This window comes from Synechococcus sp. CBW1108 (assembly GCF_015840335.1).
Taxonomy (GTDB): Bacteria; Cyanobacteriota; Cyanobacteriia; order PCC-6307; family Cyanobiaceae; genus Cyanobium_A.
Window position 1 is genome coordinate 392,853 of record NZ_CP060395.1, and the last position, 19,053, is coordinate 411,905.

19 protein-coding genes and 1 pseudogene are annotated in these 19,053 nt (G+C 66.3%); 10 read left to right on the forward strand and 10 right to left on the reverse strand.

The window, feature by feature from the left end; translation table 11 throughout:
- Nucleotides 1–84 precede the first annotated feature (84 nt).
- The 3 genes from H8F27_RS02065 to H8F27_RS02075 are packed head-to-tail and all read left to right on the forward strand — an operon-like array spanning nt 85 to nt 2,943.
- Nucleotides 85–1,416 (forward strand): lysine decarboxylase, encoded by a 1,332-nt coding sequence (locus H8F27_RS02065; protein ID WP_197150908.1) that lies wholly within the window; start codon nt 85–87, stop codon nt 1,414–1,416.
- Between the two features lie 10 nt (nt 1,417–1,426).
- Nucleotides 1,427–2,062, forward strand: coding sequence for a precorrin-6Y C5,15-methyltransferase subunit CbiT (cbiT, locus tag H8F27_RS02070; RefSeq protein ID WP_197150909.1), 636 nt, complete (start codon nt 1,427–1,429; stop codon nt 2,060–2,062).
- A gap of 20 nt (nt 2,063–2,082) precedes the next feature.
- Nucleotides 2,083–2,943: a phosphatidate cytidylyltransferase gene (locus H8F27_RS02075; RefSeq protein WP_197150911.1), complete on the forward strand. Its 861-nt coding sequence runs from the start codon at nt 2,083–2,085 to the stop codon at nt 2,941–2,943.
- On the opposite strand, the gene H8F27_RS02080 is transcribed toward H8F27_RS02075, so the two are convergent.
- The 6 genes and pseudogenes from H8F27_RS02080 to H8F27_RS02100 all read right to left on the reverse strand — a co-directional run bounded on the left by H8F27_RS02080 (nt 2,940) and on the right by H8F27_RS02100 (nt 8,799).
- A complete protein-coding gene (locus H8F27_RS02080; protein ID WP_231596458.1) occupies nt 2,940–3,590 on the reverse strand; it encodes a DUF2993 domain-containing protein in 651 nt (216 codons plus the stop codon). The genes H8F27_RS02075 and H8F27_RS02080 overlap by 4 nt on opposite strands.
- Nucleotides 3,587–4,489 carry an alpha/beta fold hydrolase gene (locus H8F27_RS02085; protein ID WP_197150912.1) on the reverse strand — a complete coding sequence of 301 codons (903 nt, stop codon included), beginning with the start codon at nt 4,487–4,489 and terminating at the stop codon, nt 3,587–3,589. Before H8F27_RS02085 ends, H8F27_RS02080 begins: the two co-directional genes overlap by 4 nt.
- Nucleotides 4,486–5,592: an iron-containing alcohol dehydrogenase family protein gene (locus H8F27_RS02090; protein WP_197150914.1), complete on the reverse strand. Its 1,107-nt coding sequence runs from the start codon at nt 5,590–5,592 to the stop codon at nt 4,486–4,488. Before H8F27_RS02090 ends, H8F27_RS02085 begins: the two co-directional genes overlap by 4 nt.
- A gap of 16 nt (nt 5,593–5,608) precedes the next feature.
- Nucleotides 5,609–6,583: an AAA family ATPase gene (locus H8F27_RS18150; protein WP_370594485.1), complete on the reverse strand. Its 975-nt coding sequence runs from the start codon at nt 6,581–6,583 to the stop codon at nt 5,609–5,611.
- A gap of 252 nt (nt 6,584–6,835) precedes the next feature.
- Nucleotides 6,836–8,143, reverse strand: a pseudogene (locus H8F27_RS18155) (ATP-dependent Clp protease ATP-binding subunit); the annotation flags it as partial.
- A gap of 164 nt (nt 8,144–8,307) precedes the next feature.
- Nucleotides 8,308–8,799 carry a GNAT family N-acetyltransferase gene (locus H8F27_RS02100; protein WP_197150917.1) on the reverse strand — a complete coding sequence of 164 codons (492 nt, stop codon included), beginning with the start codon at nt 8,797–8,799 and terminating at the stop codon, nt 8,308–8,310.
- 27 nt (nt 8,800–8,826) lie between these two features.
- On the opposite strand from H8F27_RS02100, the gene lysA reads away from it, so the two are divergent.
- The 7 genes from lysA to glsA all read left to right on the forward strand — a co-directional run bounded on the left by lysA (nt 8,827) and on the right by glsA (nt 16,445).
- Nucleotides 8,827–10,215, forward strand: coding sequence for a diaminopimelate decarboxylase (gene lysA, locus H8F27_RS02105; RefSeq protein ID WP_197150919.1), 1,389 nt, complete (start codon nt 8,827–8,829; stop codon nt 10,213–10,215).
- Nucleotides 10,216–10,259: 44 nt separating this feature from the next.
- The gene (locus H8F27_RS02110) at nt 10,260–11,066 is read left to right on the forward strand and encodes a diadenylate cyclase (protein ID WP_231596459.1); all 807 of its coding nucleotides are present in this window, start codon (nt 10,260–10,262) and stop codon (nt 11,064–11,066) included.
- A complete protein-coding gene (locus H8F27_RS02115) occupies nt 11,063–11,836 on the forward strand; it encodes an isoprenyl transferase (RefSeq protein WP_197150925.1) in 774 nt (257 codons plus the stop codon). The genes H8F27_RS02110 and H8F27_RS02115 overlap by 4 nt, the downstream gene beginning before the upstream one ends.
- A gap of 16 nt (nt 11,837–11,852) precedes the next feature.
- Nucleotides 11,853–12,800, forward strand: a complete 948-nt coding sequence (gene bioB / locus H8F27_RS02120; protein WP_255517723.1) for a biotin synthase BioB — start codon at nt 11,853–11,855, stop codon at nt 12,798–12,800.
- Nucleotides 12,797–13,702, forward strand: a complete 906-nt coding sequence (locus H8F27_RS02125; RefSeq protein WP_197150927.1) for a rhodanese-related sulfurtransferase — start codon at nt 12,797–12,799, stop codon at nt 13,700–13,702. Before bioB ends, H8F27_RS02125 begins: the two co-directional genes overlap by 4 nt.
- Entirely contained in the window at nt 13,695–14,678 is a 984-nt protein-coding gene (locus H8F27_RS02130) for a DUF952 domain-containing protein (protein ID WP_231596460.1), read from the forward strand. Before H8F27_RS02125 ends, H8F27_RS02130 begins: the two co-directional genes overlap by 8 nt.
- Nucleotides 14,679–14,741: 63 nt before the next feature.
- Entirely contained in the window at nt 14,742–16,445 is a 1,704-nt protein-coding gene (gene glsA / locus H8F27_RS02135) for a glutaminase A (protein ID WP_197150930.1), read from the forward strand.
- Here glsA and H8F27_RS02140 read toward each other — a convergent pair whose 3' ends face one another.
- The 4 genes from H8F27_RS02140 to H8F27_RS02155 all read right to left on the reverse strand — a co-directional run bounded on the left by H8F27_RS02140 (nt 16,446) and on the right by H8F27_RS02155 (nt 19,033).
- Nucleotides 16,446–17,555 carry an IS630 family transposase gene (locus tag H8F27_RS02140; protein ID WP_197150931.1) on the reverse strand — a complete coding sequence of 370 codons (1,110 nt, stop codon included), beginning with the start codon at nt 17,553–17,555 and terminating at the stop codon, nt 16,446–16,448.
- 157 nt (nt 17,556–17,712) lie between these two features.
- Nucleotides 17,713–18,108 (reverse strand): type II toxin-antitoxin system VapC family toxin, encoded by a 396-nt coding sequence (locus H8F27_RS02145; RefSeq protein WP_231596461.1) that lies wholly within the window; start codon nt 18,106–18,108, stop codon nt 17,713–17,715.
- Nucleotides 18,109–18,401: 293 nt separating this feature from the next.
- Entirely contained in the window at nt 18,402–18,782 is a 381-nt protein-coding gene (locus H8F27_RS02150) for a type II toxin-antitoxin system VapC family toxin (RefSeq protein ID WP_197150933.1), read from the reverse strand.
- Nucleotides 18,779–19,033, reverse strand: coding sequence for an antitoxin (locus tag H8F27_RS02155; RefSeq protein WP_197150940.1), 255 nt, complete (start codon nt 19,031–19,033; stop codon nt 18,779–18,781). The genes H8F27_RS02150 and H8F27_RS02155 overlap by 4 nt, the downstream gene beginning before the upstream one ends.
- Between the last annotated feature and the right edge of the window lie 20 nt (nt 19,034–19,053).

Sequence of the window (19,053 nt, forward strand, 5' to 3'; positions counted from 1 at the left end):
CTGGTTTCAGGGCTGGATTCGGCGCTCTTCACAGGCACGGCAGCCGTTCGCTCGTCAGACTCTAGAAACGCGATCCGCCCACCCATGGGTCTGCCGCTGCACCTACCGGCCCACGGCCGCGGCAGGGGTCTCTCACCGGCCCTGGCTGCCCTGCTGCGCCAGCGGCCAGGCAGCTGGGACCAGCCGGAATTACCCCAGTTCGGCGGTCCCCTGGTGGATGGCGGCGCCGTGGCCGCGGCCCAGCAGCGCTGCGCCCGCCAGCTCGGGGCCGATGGGGTGTGGTTTGGGGTCAATGGGGCCACCGGCCTGCTGCAGGCTGGGTTGCTGGCCCTGGCCCCCCCGGGCAGCCGGGTGCTGCTGCCCCGCAACCTGCACCGCTCCCTGCTGCATGCCTGCGTGCTGGGTCAGCTGCGGCCCCTGCTATTCGACCTGCCCTTCGATCCGGCAACCGGCCTCTGGCTGCCCCCCAGCCCGACCCACCTGGCCCAGGTGCTGGACGCCGCCGCAGTCGCTGGCCCGGTGGCTGCCCTGGTGCTGGTTTCGCCCAGCTATCAGGGCCAGCGGGCCGATCTGCCCGCCCTGGTGGCCCTGGCCCAGCAGCGCGGCCTACCGGTGCTGGTTGACCAGGCCCATGGCCGCGCTGAGGCCCTCTCTGCCGGGGCCGATCTGGTGGTGCTCTCCAGCCAGAAGGCCGCGGGCGGTCTGGCCCAGAGTGCGGCCCTGTTGCTGCAGGGGCAGCGGGTAGACCGCCAGGCCCTGGCAAGGGCCCTGCTATGGCTGCAGACCTCCAGCCCCAGCGCCCTACTGCTGGCCTCCGCCGAGGCGGCCCTCACCGAGCTCACTAGCCCGGCGGGGCTTGGCCGCTGGCGGCAGGCCTGCCGGGTGGGGGAGCGGCTGCAGCGCCACTGCCGGGCGGCCGGGCTGACCCTGGTCGCCAACGACGATCCCCTGCGGCTGGTGCTCAACACCGCGGCCCTGGGCATCAACGGCCTCGCCGCCGATGCCTGGCTGCTGGAAAGGCAGGTGATCGCCGAGTTACCCGAGCCGGGGGCGCTCACCTTCTGCCTGGGGCTGGCGCCGCCAGCGGGGCTGGTGTGGCGCCTACCCCGCCAGCTGGAGCGGCTGCGGCATGCCCTGGGTGGCGATCCCCTGCCACCCTTCAGCGCGCCGCCCCTACCCCTGGTTGGGGAGCCAGAGCTGCCGCTGGGCCTGGCCTGGCGAGCCTCCTGCGAGGTCGTGACCCTGGCGGCGGCGGTCGGTCGCATCGCCGCCGAGCCCCTCTGCCCCTATCCCCCTGGCATTCCGCTGCTGGTGCCGGGCGAGCGGATCGATCCCGCCCGCGCCGCCTGGCTCCAGCGGCAGGCCCTGCTTTGGCCCGGCCAGATCGCTGATACGGTGAAGGTTGTGGCCGCATAGGGGCCCGGTGATGGACCTGCGTGCACCTGCCGATTCCTACCAGTGGGATTTCGTCACTCCCGGCCTGCCGGATAGCTCCTTTGTGGACGCCCCCGGCTTCAGCCCCACCCCGATGGAGCTGCGGGTGATGCTGCTGGCCCATCTGCGCCCACGGCCCGACTCCCTGGTTTGGGATGTGGGCGGGGGCACCGGTGCCCTGGCCCTGGAGATTGCCCGCCTGATGCCCAAGGGAGTAGTGCACACCCTCGAGCGCGACCCTGAAGCGATCGAGCTGCTGGAGCAGAACCGGCGCCGCTTTGGGATCACCAACCTGCACATCCACGCCGGTGCCGCCCCCGACGACCTGGCCCAGCTCCCGGCCCACCCAGACCGGGTGCTGCTGGAGGTGGGGCGCCCCCTCGGCGGGGTACTGCTGGCGGTATGGAAGGCCCTGGTTCCCAAGGGGCGTCTGGTGATCAGCACCGCCAGCCTCGAGGGTCTGGTGGATGCCACCGATACCCTCAGCCAGCTGGCAGCTACGGACGTGCAGGTGGTGCAGGCCACCGTGCACCGCATGCAACGGCGCGGCAGCCAGGCCAAGCTGGCTGCGGCAGAGCCCCTCTTTCTGATCGCAGCTGAGCGCCCATCCCCTGACGCGCCCTGCTGATTGCCGTTCCTGAATCCCGCTTGATTCCCACTCCTCGCACGGCCACCTCCCTGCCCCGACTGCTCAGCGGCTGGGCCGCCGGAGCCTTCGGTTTCGTGGTGGTGATGCTGGGGGGATGGTGGTTCACGGTGGCCCTGGGCCTGATCGTGCACCTGGGGCTGCTGGAGTTCTTCCGGATGGCCCAGTTCAAGGGAATCCGACCGGCCATCAAAACCACCCTGGTCGCCGTACAGCTGCTGCTGATCACCACCCAGCTGGCCAGCGGCAGCGCCCTGCTGGGTGGTGATTGGTTTGCCGGCGATGTGGCGGCGGCGGTGCTGCCGGCCTCCGGCGCCGTGATCTGCGGCTGGCTGTTGTTGCAGCCGGTAACCGGCACAATCGCCGACATCGCCGCCTCAATCTTCGGGCTCTTCTACCTGGGCTTCCTGCCCAGCTACTGGATCCGCCTGCGGGAGCTGGAGGGGACCGGCCTGGCCCTCACCCTGCTGGCCTGCTTCCTAATCGTCGCCACCGATATCGGCTCCTACGTGATCGGGCGCCGCCTGGGCCGCCGTCCCCTCTCCCCCATATCACCGGGCAAAACCATCGAGGGGGCCCTGGGCGGGGTTTGCTGCGCCATGGCGGTCGGCGCCCTGGGCGGCAGCTGGATCGGCTGGAGTTGGGGCTGGCTGCTCGGCGCGGTGCTGGGAGCGGTGGTGGCCCTCTTCGCCCTGGTGGGAGACCTCACCGAATCGATGATGAAACGGGATGCGGGCCTGAAGGACTCCGGCGATGCAATCCCCGGCCACGGCGGCGTCCTGGATCGGATCGACAGCTACCTGTTCGTGCCGGCGGTGGTCTACTCCCTGGTCACCTTGGTGCTGCCCCTGGTGCAGCGCTAAGCGCTGACCCGGGCCGCGCCCAGCAGTTGCAGCATGCCCGCCTCCAGGCGGGCAGCGCCGATGGTGATGCCGGGATCCATCGGCAGCAGGTAGCTGGGGCTGCCCGCCACACAGCGAATCTCCACACTGCCGCCAACGGAGGCAACGGTGGTTTCCTGTTCGATCGGATCGGGGCTGCCCTGGGCCAGGGCTGTCAGCACCAGCTTGTCGTGGTGGATGCGCACCCCCCCCAGGGGCACGATTCCCAGCAGGGTTTCGCCCAGGCTGTCGGCCAGGGAGCGCCAGCGGGGGTCGCCCAGGGAGCGGGTCAGGCCAGCAGGGGTGAAACTCACCTGGCCCTGGATCTGAAAAGCCTGCTCCAGCTGAAGGGGCTGGCCCCTGAGCAGGTTGCCGACATGCACCTGAATCGGACCACTGGCCAACTCCACCAGCTCCAGGTGGAATTGCTGATACACCACACGCCTGGCCAGCAGCCGCACCCCAGCCAGCCGGCCCCGCAGCAGCTGCAGGGGCGAGCCCTCCAAGCGGATCTCGAGACTGTCTATCGACTGACACTGCTGGCGAACCCAAAGCTGCAAGCCCCTGGCCAGCAGCTGCATCACCGGCCGGGAGGGATTGGTATTGGGGGTGTCGCCTGGACTGCTCATAGCCGGGGGGGTGGGGTTAGCCAGCTGGTCACCACGCTGGCGGCTTGGTCAAGGTGGGGCAGGTGGCCGCAGTTCTCCAGCACACTCACTCGCTCTCCTAACAGGGCCAGGGCGGCCCGTTTGAGCGGTGGCCTCAGGATGCGATCGTCCGCCCCCCAGAGCACGCTGATCGGCTGCAGGGGCAGGGGTGCTCCGCAGCCGGCAAAGCCGCCCGAGCGGGCGAAGCGTCGCAGGGCCTCGGCCCAGCCGGGGCTCTGCAGGTGCAGGGAGGCGATTTCCAATTCCGCCGGGCCCACGGCGCTGTCGGGGTCGGCAAAGGCAGCGCGACAAAGGCCCCGGCGCACCCCGGGCAGGGCCAGAAAGCGTACCCCCAGACCATCGAGCAAGGGCGGCAGCGGCATGGGCCGACCCGTGAGGCCGGCGGGCGCAAGTAACAGCAGCCGCTCCACCTGCTGGGGCAGGCGCCGGGCCAGCTCCACCGCCACCGCACCGCCCATGGATGCCCCGATCAGGCCCAAGGGAGCTGGGTTGCGCTGGCCAATTGCCCGCACCAGTAACTCCAGGTGGCGCAGCACCCCGCTGGGGCCGTAGTCAGCTGCGGCGGGTCGGGGACAGAAACCGAAGCCAAACAGGTCGGGGATGAACAGCTGGGCTCCGCTGGCAGCCAGCAGCGGGGCCAGCCGCCGGAATTCCAGAAAGGAACTGTCGAAGCCATGCAGCAACAGCACCGGTGGCCCTTCGCCCAGCACGGCCACGGGCCAGGAGCCCCCATCGCTGGGGCCCAGGCCTGGCAGGTGCCACCACTCCACCTGGGCTGCCAGGGCCCGGCCCTGGGGATCGAGCAGGCTGCGCGCCGCTTCGCGCACCAGCTCCTGCTCGGGGGCAGCCAGGCTGTTCAAGCTGGCTGGCGCTCACTGCTGCAGGTGCTCACCAGGGCGGCCAGCAGATCCGAGGGGCCCACGGCAAAGGGCAGGTGGTGCAGGTCGGAATCGGCGCGACAGGCAAAAGCGCAGGCCTGCTCGAGCTCCTGCAGGCTCTCCCCCGCCAGGCCCAGCTGCTCCAGGTTGACGGGCAGCCCCAGCCGGCGGAACAGGGGCAGCAGCTGGCGGCGGGCCTGGGCTGCGAGCTGGTTTCCGCCCAGCACCTCTTCGAGACGCAGTTGCACCAGAACCCCGAAACCCACCTTCTCGCCATGCAGATGGCCATGGCTTGCCGGAAGCTGGGTGAGGCCGTTGTGCACGGCATGGGCCGCCACGGTGCGGCAGCGGGCCCCACCAATGCCACCGATTAGCCCGGCAGTCAAACCACAGGCCTCGACCACCCGCTCCCAGGCGGCACCGTGGGGATCGAGCAGGGCTGCTTCAGCTTCCAACATCAGCTGATCGCGCAGCACCCGGGCCATCTGCACCGTCTGCTGCACCAGGCCATCGCCGCTGGAACCGCTGCTCACCGAGGCCTCGTACCACTTGGCCATGGCGTCGGCGATGCCGCTGGCCAAGGTGCGGGGTGGAGCCAGGCGCACCAGGCTGTGGTCAAAGATCAGCAGGTCGGGGCAGCGGGCCAGGGCGACATCGCCCAGAAAGGCGCCCTCGGGGGTGTAGACGTTGGCCAGGGCCGTCCAGCCGGCACAGGTGGCCGCACTGGTGGGCACGGTGATGCAGCTCAGGCCGTGACGGTGGGCGAGCAGTTTGCCGGCGTCCAGCACCTTGCCGCCGCCCATGGCGATCACCGCATCACAGCGGCGTTGCTCCAGTTCAGCGGCGAGGCGAGTGAGGTCGGCTTCGCAGCAGTCGTGGCGGAGCTCGGCTGTGGAAACTTCCAAACCGGCGGCCTCCAGATCGGCCCTGCGGCTCTGGCGCAGACCAGCGGTGGCGGCACTGCGGCCAAGCAGCAGGGGACTCTGGGCCAGGGCAGCGATGGGCCCTTGCGCCTGGTCCCAAGCTCCCGGGCCCCGCAGCACCTGGGCCGGCGCAATCGAGTGGTGATTGACGGGGTTGATCATCCCGGCCCGATCAATTTCAGACGCCAGCACCAGCAAGCTCGAGCTCGGCCGACAGGGCTGTCTGCTTGCAAATCACCACCTGCTTGTCGTCGTTGACGTCCACCAGGGCTGAATCGCCATCGCCGATCCGGCCGCTGAGGAATTCCTCGGCCAGGGAGTCTTCGAGCAGGCGCATCACGGCGCGGCGCAGCGGGCGGGCCCCGTAGGAGGGGTTGTAGCCCTCTTCCACCAGGCGCTCCTTGAAGGCCTCGGTGACAGATAGGGCGATACCTTTCTCCAACATGCGACCGAAGACCTCCTTGAGCATGATCTCGGCGATGATCTTGACCTCGTCACGGGTGAGTTGACGGAAGACGATGATCTCGTCGAGACGGTTGAGGAATTCGGGGCGGAAATACTGCTTGAGCTCCTCATTTACAAGGGAGCGGATCCGGTTGTAGTTGGTTTCATCCGCATCCCCACCGCCGAATTCAAAGCCAAGGCCACCGCCGCCCTTTTCGATCACCTTCGAACCGATGTTCGAGGTCATGATGATCAGAGTGTTCTTGAAGTCGACCGTGCGACCCTTGGAATCGGTCAGGCGACCGTCTTCGAGCAGCTGCAGTAGCAGGTTGAACACATCGGGATGGGCCTTCTCGATCTCATCGAAGAGCACCACGGTGTAGGGGCGACGCCGCACCGCTTCGGTGAGCTGGCCACCTTCATTGAAGCCCACATATCCGGGAGGAGAGCCGATCAGCTTGCTGACCGTGTGGCGCTCCATGAATTCGGACATGTCGAGGCGGATCATTGAGTCCTCGCTGCCGAAGAAGTAAGCCGCCAGGGATTTGGTCAGCTCGGTTTTACCGACGCCGGTGGGACCGGAGAAGATGAAACTGGCGATGGGGCGGTTGGGGTTCTTAAGGCCGACCCTGGCCCGGCGGATCGCCCGAGAGACTGCCTTGACCGCCTCGTCCTGGCCGATCAGACGCTGGTGGAGGGTGTCCTCCATGTTGAGCAACTTGGCCGATTCGCTCTCAGTGAGCTTCTGCACCGGCACGCCGGTCCAGGAAGCCACGATGTGGGCGATGTCCTCTTCGGTGACCATCGGCGTGCGCACGAGATCAACGGGGGCATCGGTCAGGGCGACGTCAACAACTTCGCTGCTGCCAGCTGGCTCTTCATCCTTGCGGGCCTGCAAGATCGAGCGGATCTGATCGCGCAGCTCCACCTCCTTGTCGCGCAGTTCACCGGCCTTGGTGAAGTCCTGCTCGCGCACGGCATCTTCCTTGTCCTTCTGGACAGAGCGCAACTGCTTATCCACCTCCTTAGCGGCCGGGGGCAGCTTCGAATTCATCAACCTCACCCGGCTACCGGCCTCGTCGACCAGGTCAATCGCCTTATCCGGCAGGAAGCGGTCGGAGATGTAGCGATCCCCCAGGGTGGCCGCAGCAATCAGGGCCTCATCGGCGATCTTGAGCCGGTGATGGGTCTCGTAGCGCTCCTTAAGGCCGCGCAGAATTTCGATAGTTTCATCGACGGAGGGTTCGCCCACCATCACCGGCTGGAAGCGGCGCTCCAGGGCGGCATCGCGCTCGATGTGTTTGCGGTATTCATCCAAGGTGGTGGCGCCGATGCACTGCAGCTCACCTCGCGCCAAGGCTGGTTTGAGGATGTTGGCGGCATCGATGGCACCCTCGGCGGCCCCCGCCCCGATCAGGGTGTGGACCTCGTCGATCACCAGGATCACGTTGCCGGCGCTGCGGATCTCCTCCATGATTTTTTTGAGCCGCTCCTCGAATTCACCGCGGTACTTGGTGCCGGCCACCAGGAGTCCAATGTCCAGGGTGAGAACGCGCTTCTCTTCGAGGATGTCCGGGACATCGCCGGAGTTGATGCGCTGGGCCAGGCCCTCGGCGATGGCGGTCTTGCCGACGCCGGGCTCGCCAATCAGCACGGGATTGTTCTTGGTGCGGCGACCCAGGATCTGGATCACCCGCTCAATTTCGTTTTGGCGGCCCACCACTGGGTCGAGCTTGCCGTCGGCGGCCTGCTGGGTGAGGTTGGTGCCGAATTCGTCGAGGGTGGGGGTTTTGGTGGAACCCTTGCCGCCCCCGCCGCCTGCGCTCACCTCAGCGGTTTCGCCGAGCATACGGATCACCTGGGTGCGCACCTTGGCCAAGTCGACGCCGAGGTTCTCGAGGACCCGGGCAGCGACCCCTTCGCCCTCTCGGATCAGACCCAGCAGCAGGTGCTCGGTGCCGATGTAATTGTGGCCCAGCTGGCGGGCCTCCTCGAGGGAGAGCTCGAGCACCCGCTTGGCCCGGGGGGTGAAGGGAATCTCGACGGCCACGAAGCCGGAGCCCCGGCCGATGATCTTCTCAACTTCAACGCGGGCATCCTTGAGGTTGACGCCCATCGACTTGAGCACCTTGGCCGCCACGCCGGTACCCTCGCCGATCAGACCCAGCAGAATCTGTTCAGTGCCCACAAAGTTGTGGCCAAGGCGGCGGGCCTCTTCCTGGGCCAGCATGATCACCTTGATGGCTTTCTCGGTAAACCGCTCGAACATGGGCCGGGGCCTGGTACAAGTTGTTCCAAGCTACCAGGGTTATCGGGTGGGGTGTGGTTTAGGTTCGCTGAAAGCCAGATCCGTTGCTGCTACAGGCAGACTGCGGGCTTTTGCAAACAACTTGAGCTTCTGATGTAGCGGTTTTCAGCAATAAGAAAAGCCGGTTATCCACACCCTGGCTCTTCATCTTTGCTTGCCGTTAGCCGAAGCCATTGGATCAGGGCATCGTCCCCATTGCGGTAGTAACCGCGACGCAGCCCCGCATCCAGAAAGCCGCAACGGCGATAGAGGGCCACCGCGGCGCCGTTGCCAGGGGCAACTTCCAGGGTTGCGTGCAGAGCTCCGCTGGCCCGGGCGATCTCCAGCAGGGCCTCCAGCACCCTGCCGCCCAGGCCCCGGCGTCTCTGCTCCGGAGCAACCGCCACCAGGGTGATGTGCAGTTCATCGAGCACCAGCCAGCCGCAGGCCATGGCCAGAAGGTGCTCCCCCCGCCAGAGTCCCACCCCCGGCCGGCCCTGATCGGCCAACTCAATCTGCCATTGGCTGGCGCTCCAGAGCCCCCCCAGGCTGGCCCTGTCGAGGTCGAGACAGGGGCGCCAATCGTCGGGTATCAGCAGGGACTGGCGCAGCGGCGCCAGGGGCTTCCGTACATTCATGCTCCCTAGACCCGCGCGGCCCCAGCCATGGTGACCTCCCGTGAGCCCCTCGCGCAGCCGCTGCCGTTTGAGGTTGACCAAGACCTATCCAGCCCCAACCGCAACCTCACCCCCCTGAGCACCCGACTGGACGAGCAGGGGCGCCTGAGCCTGGGGAACTGCACCCTCAGCGACCTGGCCCGCCGATACGGCACTCCCCTCTACGTGCTCGACGAGACCACCCTGCGGGCCACCTGCCGGGCCTATCGCGAAGCCCTGGCCAGGCACTATCCGGGCGAAGCTCTGGCCCTGTACGCCTCCAAAGCCAACAGCTCCCTGGCGATCACGGCCCTGGTGGCCGCCGAGGGATTGGGGCTCGACGCGGTCTCGGCTGGAGAACTGCTGACCGCTTTCCAGGGGGGCATGGCAGGCGAGCGGATCGTGCTGCACGGCAACAACAAGAGTCGCGAGGAGCTGGCCCTGGCCGTGGCCCACGGGGTCACCGTGGTGGCGGACAACTGGCGGGACCTGGAGCTGCTGGCTGAGCTGGCACCGGACTTCCCTGGGCCGGCGCGACTGATGCTGCGCTTTACGCCCGGCATCGAATGTCACACCCATGAGTACATCCGCACGGGACACCTCGACAGCAAGTTTGGCTTCGATCCCGACCAGCTCGAGGCGGTGATGCGGCATCTGACGACCTGCCCCTGGGCCCGTCTCACCGGGCTGCACGCCCACATCGGCTCCCAGATCTTCGAACTGCAGCCCCACCGCGATGTGGCCGCGGTGCTGGCCGACGCCCTGGCCCTGGCCCGATCCCTCGGCCATCCCGTGGAGGATCTCAACGTGGGCGGGGGCCTCGGGATCCGCTACGTGGCCAGCGACGATCCCCCTTCAATCGATGCCTGGGTGCGCACGGTGGCAGAAGCGGTGGTGGAGGCCTGCCGGGAGAGGGGGCTCGTTCTGCCGCGGCTGCTCTGCGAACCCGGCCGCTCCCTGGTGGCAACGGCGGGGGTCACCCTCTACGAGGTGGGCAGCCGCAAACCCATCCCAGGCCTGCGTACCTACCTCTCCGTAGATGGCGGCATGAGTGACAACCCCAGGCCGATCACCTATCAGTCTCAGTACACAGCCCTGTTGGCCGATCGCCCCATGGCCGAGCCCAACGAAACCGTCACCGTGGCCGGCAAGCACTGCGAATCCGGCGACGTGCTGCTCAAGGACCTGGCCCTGCCCCCTGCCACCGCTGGGGATGTGTTGGTGGTATTCGCCACCGGTGCCTACAATGCCTCGATGGGCTCCAACTACAACCGCATCCCCCGGCCGGCGACCGTGCTGGTTGCGGAGGGATCTGCCGAACTGGTTCAGCGTCGCGAGCAGCCGGAAGACCTACTGCGCTACGACGTTCTGCCATCCCGACTCCGCTACCTAGGCTGAGCTGATTGTCAGGAGGGGCTGTGGTCGGGCCGCAACTTGGGGGGTTGCTTCGCCTCATCGATCCGCGCCTGCCCCTGGATCTGCTGTTTGCAACCAGCCTGGGGGTCCTGGTGCTGGGCCGGATCACCGAGGCCCGCACCCTCTGGCTGCTGCGCGGCTATCTGCTGCTGGTGGCCCTGGCCTGGGTCGTGCAGAGATACGCCAATCTGCCCCTCACCAGTAAATTGGTGGAGGCGTTGGTGCTGGCCTGCAGCCTTGCCCTGGCGATTCTCTGGCAGGGAGAGCTGCGGCGCTTGATGGAGCTGCTCGGCACCGGCAGGCTCGGGGTGTTGTTTGACAACCGCAGCAGCGACCAGCTGGGCTCAGGTTCGGTGGCCATACTCAGCGAGGCGGCAGGGCGCCTGTCCCAGGCCCGTCGCGGCGGCCTGATCGTGGTGGACCTGGGCTGTGATCTGCGGCCCGAGGATTTTCTCAACCCCGGCATTGATCTCGATGCCAAGTTGACCGTGGACCTGCTGCTCAACCTGTTTGCCGCCGACACGCCGCTCCACGATGGGGCCGTGCTGGTGAAGGCCAACCGGATTGTGGCCGCCGGAGTGATCCTGCCCCTCTCACGCCAGGGGATCAATCGTTACGGCACTCGCCACCTGGCGGCCCTGGGGCTTACCGAGCGCTTTAACCAGTGTCTGGCCATCGTGGTGTCCGAGGAAACGGGCACCCTTTCCCTGGCGAGCCAGGGCCGGCTGGAGAGGCCAATCACCAGCAGTCGCCTCCACGATCTGCTCAGCAAGGCCCTGGCCTTGCCTGCGGGTCGTACCGTGACCAAGGACACGCCGGAATTCCGCGGATGAGTCGCGCCTTGGCGACCGACACTGTGACTGCCGCCCAGGCCGGGCTGTCTGACCTGGATGGGGCCAGGCTGCCGCGCCACGTGGCCGTGATCATGGACGGCAACGGGCGTTGGGCCAAGCAGCGCAACCTGCCCAGGGTGATGGGCCACCGCGAGGGCGTCGAGGCACTTAAACGCACCCTGCGGCTCTGCAGCGACCTGGGCATCGGTGCCCTCACCGCCTACGCCTTCTCCACCGAAAACTGGAGCCGCCCGGGAGAGGAGGTGAGCTTCCTGATGACCCTGTTTGAGCGGGTCCTGGCCAGGGAGCTGCACGCCCTGGAGCAGGAGCAGGTGCGCATTCGTTTTCTTGGCGATCTCGAGCCCCTACCCCCGGGCTTGCAGCGCCTGATCGCCGACGCCACCGAGCGCACCGCCGCCAACTCCGGCATCCACTTCAACGTCTGCACCAATTACGGCGGCAGGGCCGAGTTGGTACGAGCTGCCAGACGACTGGCCCAGCGCTGCGCCGATGGCGACCTCGATCCGGCCGCCATCGACGAGCAGGCCTTCACCGCTGAGCTCCATACCGCCGGCGAACGGGATCCCGACCTGCTGATTCGCACCAGCGGCGAGCTGCGCATCAGCAACTTCCTGCTCTGGCAGCTGGCCTACGCCGAAATCCACATCACCGATGTGCTCTGGCCGGATTTCGACGAGCCGGCCCTGCTGGGCGCCCTGCTCGACTTCCAGGGCCGCCAGCGCCGCTTCGGCGGAGTCGATCCCTGCTGAATCTGCTGAACCTTCCTTGATCACACGTCACGACTGGTGCCGTTCCGAAATCATGGCCCTGCTTGAGCTGCCCCTGGTGGATCTGCTCTGGCAGGCCCAGCAGGTGCACCGGGAGGCCAACCCCGGCTACCACGTGCAGCTGGCCTCGCTGCTGAGCGTCAAGACAGGCGGCTGCGAAGAAGACTGCGCCTATTGCCCCCAGTCGCTGCACAACAGCAGCGACCTGAGCGGCCGACCGGAACTGGAGGTGGAGCCGGTGCTGGCTCGGGCCCGCACCGCCAAGCAGGCCGGGGCCGATCGTTTCTGCATGGGCTGGGCCTGGCGCGAGATCCGTGATGGGGCGCCCTTTGAGGCGATGTTGGCGATGGTGCGGGGCGTGCGCGGGCTGGGCCTGGAAGCCTGCGTCACCGCCGGCATGCTCAGCGATTCCCAGGCGGCACGACTGGCGGAGGCAGGGCTTAGCGCCTACAACCATAACCTCGACACCAGCCCCGAGCACTACGGGCGGATCATCACCACCCGCACCTACCAGGAGCGGCTTGAGACGCTGCAGCGGGTGCGAACCGCTGGGATATCGATCTGCTGCGGAGGCATCATCGGCATGGGCGAAACCCAGACCGATCGGGCCGGCCTGCTCGAGGTGCTGGCCAACCTGGATCCCCATCCCGAGAGCGTGCCGATCAATGCCCTCGTAGCAGTGGAGGGCACCCCCCTGGAGGAGCTGCCGCCGGTGGATCCCCTGGAGCTGGTGCGGATGGTGGCCACGGCCCGGATCCTGATGCCCTCCGCCCGGGTGCGGCTCAGCGCCGGCCGGGAACAGCTGGGTCGGGAGGCCCAGATCCTCTGCCTGCTGGCGGGGGCAGATTCGATCTTCTATGGCGACACCCTGCTGACCACCTCCAATCCGGCGGTGGAGGCAGACCGGCAACTGCTGGCCGCCGCCGGGGTGCGGGTGGGGGGATGAGCCTGCTGGTGGCGGCTTTCTATCGCTTCGCCGCGCTTGAAAACCTGCCGGCCTTGCGGGGCGAACTGCTGCAGCTGGCGGAAGCTCAGGGGCTAAGCGGCACGATCCTGCTGGCGGCTGAGGGGGTCAATGGCACGATCGCCGGAGCAGATGCTGGCGTGCAGGTGCTGCTGGATCGGCTGCGGCAGGTTGCAGGCCTGGAGCGGTTGGAAGCCAAGTTGAGCCGCTCCGGCATTAAGGCCTTCCACCGGCTCAAAGTGCGGCTCAAGCGTGAGATCGTGACCATGGGTGAGCCCCAGGTGAGTCCCTATCTGGCCTCGAAGGTGGGCACCCACGTGCCCCCTGGGCAGTGGGATGCCCTGATCGCCCGCCCCGACACCCTGGTGATTGATACCCGCAACGCCTACGAGGTGGCGATCGGCAGCTTTGAAGGTGCGATTGATCCAGGCACCGCAACTTTTCGCGAGTTTCCCCAGTGGGTGGAGCAGGAGCTCAGGCCGCTGGTGGCCGAGCGCCAGCCCAAGGCAATTGCCATGTTCTGCACCGGGGGCATCCGCTGCGAGAAGGCCACCGCCTATCTGCAGCAGCAGGGCTTCGAGGGGGTGCACCACCTGGAGGGCGGCATCCTCCGCTATCTCGAGGAGGTTCCGGCCCAGGGCAGCAGCTGGTGGGGTGAGTGTTTCGTATTTGACCAGCGGGTGGCGGTGAACCACCAGCTCGAGCCCGGGGAGCACAGCCTTTGCTTCGCCTGCGGCCTGCCGCTGGCGCCGGCTGATCGCCAGCTACCCAGCTTTCGCGTCGGGGTGAGCTGCCGCCACTGCCTCGAGCGTTTCAGCGATTCCGATCGGGCCCGCTTCGCCGAACGCCAGCGCCAGATCGAGCATGCCCGGGCCAGTGGCTGACCTCCGGCCGATCCTCTACAGCTTCCGGCGCTGCCCCTACGCGATCCGGGCGCGACTGGCGCTGGCGGCGGCTGGCTTGCGGCCGGGGGTGAATCTGGAGCTGCGGGAGGTGCACCTGCAGGCCAAGCCCCCCGAGCTGCTGGAGGCCTCGGCCAAGGGCACGGTGCCGGTGCTGGTTCTGCCCGATGGGCGGGTGCTCGACGAGAGCCTGGGGATCATGCACTGGGCTTTGGGGCGCAGCGCCCCCCACGGCTGGCTGGGGGGCTGGGGGCCGGCCCAGGTGGCGGCGATGGAGGCGCTGATCACCGCAAACGACGGCCCCTTCAAGCACCACCTCGATCGCTTCAAATACCCCGATCGCTACCGGGGCGAGGCCGCTGGGGCCCATCGCCAGGCCGGCCTAACCATCTTGCGCAGCTGGAGCCGACGGTTGGAGCTGGGGGGCTGGCTGCTGGGCCCTCGGCCGTCGCTCGCCGACTGGGCCCTGCTGCCCTTCGTGCGCCAGTTCCGCCTGGTGGATCCGGCGGGCTTCGATGCAGAGCCCCAAATCGAGGCGCTCCAGGCCTGGCTGGGTAGGTTTGTGGCCGGGCCAGAGCTGGCGGCTGCACTCGAGGAGCCCTGGGCGGCACGGGCTGCCTGGCGCTCTCCCGGCTGGCTCTATCACCTGGCGCTGGGGCCGGAGTGGCAGGCGGCCCGGGCCGATGGCATGTATCGCCACTCCACCCGGGGTCGCTCCCTGGAGGTGGTGGGCTTCATCCATCTGAGCAACGCCCACCAGGTGGAGGCTACCGCGGCCCTCTTTTATGGCGACCTGCCCGCCGGGGAGGTGCTGCTGCTGACAATTGATCCCCAGCGCCTGGCGGCTGCCGGTTTGGAGGTGCGTCTTGAGCAGGCCGGCAGCGGGGAGCCCTTCCCCCACCTGTATGGGCCCTTGCCCCTGGGGGCCGTGCTGCGCGCCGAGCCCTGGCTGCGGTGACGACGTTTAGTATGCCTTGATACGATTTGACGCGCTTAAGGTTGGAATTAATCAAGTCCCTTGATGGATCGCCTCCGAGAACTTTTCGCCCTCGTAGAAGTCAACGGCACCACCACTGCCAAAGCCATTCAGGCTCGCATTGCAAGCAGCGGCATCTGCCTAGACGACTTTCGCCTGGCCTCCACCATGGCCAAGCTGAAGGCGCTTGGAGAAAGAGCAATCGATTTCGATTGTTTCGCAGCCCTGGTGGGAGAAGAGCTTTTGATGCTGAGCCGCGCCTTTAAGCGCCAGCTCGTGATCCCCGACTGGCAGGAGTTCTGCACCGACATTGAGACGGTGTTTAAGCATGTGGCCCCCGACCGCAGCGGCAGCAATGCCGATTACATCCCGATCCTCCGGGATGCCGATCCAGAGAAATGGGGGGTGGCAATCTGCAGTGTCGATGGCCAGCGGATGGGCCTGGGTGATGTGGATGTTTACCACTCTATTCAGTCGGTTTCAAAGCCGCTCACCTATGCCTTTGGCCTCGCCAGGGAAGGCGTGGAGTTCATCAACCAGTTCGTCGGGGTGGAGCCCTCCGGCCGCCCCTTCAACTCCCTAGAGCTGCTACCCGATCAACGGCCATTCAACCCCTGCGTGAATGCTGGCGCGATCATGATGGCGGGCCTGGTGGCCTCGGGAACCCCGGAGCTGGACGCCCGGCAGATCACCCAGACGATCATGGATCTGTGGGCAAATCTCAGCGGCGGGATCGCCCCAGTGCGCTTCAGCGAAGAGACGATGCTCTCGGAGCGGGAAACCGCAGACAACAATTTTGCGATTGCCTACCTGCTGCGGGGCGGCCGGGGCCTACCCCGCGGCGTTGATCTACACAAAATGATGGACGTTTACCTCTCGTGCTGCAGCATCGAGATGAACGCCACGATGCTCTCGATAGCGGCGGCCACCCTGGCCAATGGCGGCGTCTGCCCGATAACCGGCCAGCAGGTGCTCAGCACAGATGTGGTCAAGAAAACCCTTTCGGTAATGCAGGCCTCGGGGCTCTACGACAATGCCGGCACTTTCACCCTGGAGGTGGGCCTGCCGGCCAAATCGGGGGTTGCAGGTGCAGTGATGGTGGTGGTCCCCAACCTGATGGGTTTTGCCACCTTCTCGCCGCGCCTCGATGCCTACGGCAACTCGGTGCGCGGGGTGAGCTTCTGCCAGCAGCTGGTGGATCGCTTCACGTTCCACATCTATGACAGCCTCTCTGGCGGCCGCAGCGGCTGCAAGCGCGACCCCCGCGCCTCCCAGCACAACCGCAAGCAGCGGGATCTCACCGATCTGCGCTGGGCCGCATCCCATGGCGACCGCTACGCCACCAAAGTGCGCGATCTGATGCTCAACTGCATGATGGCAATTACCCTCGCCGACGGCGAGATCGAGGCGCCGGAAATCGCCAGCATGGCCGAAGCCTACGCCGAGATCATGGGCGAGCGGCCAGATCCCCAAGAACTGCAGGCCCTGGCCGAAGCCACCCAGGCCCTGGGAGCCGAAGCCCCCTTCGATGCCCTGCTGGAGCGGCTGCGCCAAGAGCTGCCCCTGCTCGATGACAACGGCCGCGAGCTGATCCTGGAATCCGCCTTCCGGGTGGCCTGCGCCGACGGCGAAATCGAGCCAGAGGAAGACCTGCAACTGCGGGCGATTGCCCATGCGCTGGCAATCAATGAGGGGGTGCTGGAGCTGGAAATCGCCCGCTTCCAGAGACAGCTGACGCGTCCTTCCTGATCACGGGAACCCCACCACCAAGTGTGCCGTCCCGGAGATTTGCGAGCAAAGTCGCTGGAGCTTCTCCAGGATTGAGTCGGCGGTGGCGGTCCACTTGAACGGCACCTTGGTCTTGTCGTAGGCCGCCACGAACTGCTCGATCTTGTTGATCAGCTCTTTGACGCTCGAGAAGCTGCCGCGCCGAATCGCCTTCTGGGTGATGATCCCAAACCATCGCTCCACCTGGTTGAGCCAGGAGGCGTAGGTGGGGGTGTAGTGGACGTGGAAACGAGGCCGCTGCGCCAGCCAGGCCTTCACTTTGGTGTGCTTGTGAGTGCAGTAGTTGTCGACGATCAGGTGCAGATCGAGCTCCTTGGGCACCTCCTTGTCGATCCTTCGCAAGAAGCTGAGGAACTCCTGGTGCCGGTGCCTGGGCTTGCATTCGGCGATTACCGCACCGGTGGCCACATCCAGTGCGGCGAACAGGGTGGTGGTGCCGTGGCGGATGTAGTCATGCGTCACACCTTCCACGTAGCCCAGGCCCATGGGCAACAGCGGCTGAGTGCGGTCTAGGGCCTGGATCTGCGTCTTCTCATCAACGCAGAGCACGACAGCGTTCTCGGGTGGATTCAGGTACAGGCCAACGATGTCGCGGACCTTCTCAACAAAGAACGGATCGGTCGGCAATTTGAAATGCTTCTGCCGATGCGGCTGGACCGAGAAGGTCTGCAGCCAGCGGTGAACGGTGGTTTTTGAAATTCCTGTGGCGGCTGCCAGAGAACGCGCTGACCACTGGGTGCTGCCATCGGCGGGCTTGGTCTGCAGGGCCCGGTTGATCACCTCGGCCACCTTGTCGTCCTCGTAGGTGCGCGGCCGGCCGGGGCGGAGCTCGTCGTGCAGACCTTCCAAGCCCAGCTCCCGATATCGCTTGCGCCATTTGCCAACGGTCATTCCGGTCAGGCCCATCCGTCTGGCGATAGCGGTGTTGGTTTCACCAGCGCCACAGGCCAACACGATCTGGGCGCGCTGCACGATCGAATGCGGCAGGGATCGGGAATGGGCAAGGGCCTGCAACTGCTGAACTTCGTCCCCTGTGAGGACCAGCGGCGGCATCGGACGGCCGACGGCCATGGAAAGACCCCCCGGGAGACACTTCATGTTCTATCAGTTATTTGCGGGACTGAACACTAGGTGGACATCAGGTATTTGCGGACCAGGAAGGCATCAAAGTCCTTGGCACCGAGCTGATCGAGATGGTCCATCTCACTGGTGATCGTGGCTGCTTGTGTCACGGAAGCACCTCTAACTGCAGCAGCTTGGCGGCCTGGTTGAGGCGTCGGTCGAAACAGGCAAAGGTCAGCGGAAGGGCTAGATGCTCATGCAACCGATGGGCAGCTGCCAGCTGAACGCTGTCGTAGCCGCGAAGGCCAAAAGCCTCGGCAAATACACCAGCTTTTTCAACCAGCGGCTGGGTGACATCCGCGATCGCAAAGCCAGGCCAAGCCTGCTCAAACATGGATCGAGCCTGGTCGAATGCAGCCATCGACGCAGCCCAGGTGATCCTGCAGACCGCGATTCCTTCTGATGAAGAGCTTGCCTTGATCATGCTCTCGCTGCCCTGCTCGTCGATGAAGAGCTTTAGCAGGGCAGAGGTATCACAAAAAAGGATCACAGTTTCTAACAACGATCCTCGATCACGATGTCACTCATCAGTGGGCCACCATCGTTCAGCTTTACGGGTGGTGGAATCGCAGGATTCTTGCCATTCCAGCTGATCACGCCGGCATCAATCTGGGGAGAAGCCCATCACTGCTGGAGGAGAAGTGGAGCCGGCTGGCGGCATGGAGGTGAATAGAGGCAGAAACCAGACCGGGCTGATGCTCAGAGCACCTGCGCCCGGGCTTGAGACCTAAGCACCCGCAGGAGCTGGCGAACGACTGCGCCGTCAAGCCGGGGCAGCCCCGACCTCAGGTCGATTCAGACGGCCCAGTCCACCAGCTGCAGCCCCTCCACCCGGCTGAACTCACTGACGTTGTGGCTCACCACAGTGGCGCCGATGGCGAGAGCATGACAAGCGATCCAGAGGTCGTTGGCGTCGATCGGTGTGGCACGGCGCTTCAGTGCGGTGGCCTGAACGGCGTAGTGCTCGCAAATCCCCGGTCCCTGTGGATAGAGCACCGGCGCCAGCCGGCTCAGGGCTTCGAGATGCTGCAGGGTGGCCTCCCGCCGCTGGCTGCCCTCTGCGCCGCGCAGCAGCTCGGCCCAGGTGATGAACGACATGGCAATGGAGTCGTCATCGCCGAGGGCATCGATGCGCTGGGCTACCTGAGGCGGACGGTTCTTGCTCAGATAGATCACAGGGCTTCCCGTTCCTGCACCGGCAGCTTGTTTTGCTGCTCTTGCTCCAGTGCCTCCACAAAGTCAGCATCGAAGCTGCTGAGGGCCTGCAGCAGGGCCTGGCCCCGCTGGCTTGGACAGGGGTGAATGAGCAGATCGCCTTCTGGGGTGCGGCTGATCTGCACCCGATCGCTGCTGAGGCGAAACTCGGCGGGGATGCGCACAGCCTGGCTGTTGCCGTTCATAAACACGCGGCTGGGCAGCACATCCATGGGACCAGCCCTGGTGTGTG

Coding starts and splice junctions, on each gene's coding strand:
- H8F27_RS02080 (WP_231596458.1), bottom strand. CDS start 3,590: ATGAGCAGTCCAGGCGACACCCCCAATACCAATCCCTCCCGGCCGGTG.
- H8F27_RS18150 (WP_370594485.1), bottom strand. CDS start 6,583: ATGGAGGACACCCTCCACCAGCGTCTGATCGGCCAGGACGAGGCGGTC.
- H8F27_RS02115 (WP_197150925.1), top strand. CDS start 11,063: ATGAGTCGCGCCTTGGCGACCGACACTGTGACTGCCGCCCAGGCCGGG.
- glsA (WP_197150930.1), top strand. CDS start 14,742: ATGGATCGCCTCCGAGAACTTTTCGCCCTCGTAGAAGTCAACGGCACC.
- H8F27_RS02155 (WP_197150940.1), bottom strand. CDS start 19,033: ATGGATGTGCTGCCCAGCCGCGTGTTTATGAACGGCAACAGCCAGGCT.
- lysA (WP_197150919.1), top strand. CDS start 8,827: ATGGTGACCTCCCGTGAGCCCCTCGCGCAGCCGCTGCCGTTTGAGGTT.
- cbiT (WP_197150909.1), top strand. CDS start 1,427: ATGGACCTGCGTGCACCTGCCGATTCCTACCAGTGGGATTTCGTCACT.
- H8F27_RS02125 (WP_197150927.1), top strand. CDS start 12,797: ATGAGCCTGCTGGTGGCGGCTTTCTATCGCTTCGCCGCGCTTGAAAAC.
- H8F27_RS02140 (WP_197150931.1), bottom strand. CDS start 17,555: ATGGCCGTCGGCCGTCCGATGCCGCCGCTGGTCCTCACAGGGGACGAA.
- H8F27_RS02065 (WP_197150908.1), top strand. CDS start 85: ATGGGTCTGCCGCTGCACCTACCGGCCCACGGCCGCGGCAGGGGTCTC.
- H8F27_RS02090 (WP_197150914.1), bottom strand. CDS start 5,592: ATGATCAACCCCGTCAATCACCACTCGATTGCGCCGGCCCAGGTGCTG.
- H8F27_RS02100 (WP_197150917.1), bottom strand. CDS start 8,799: ATGAATGTACGGAAGCCCCTGGCGCCGCTGCGCCAGTCCCTGCTGATA.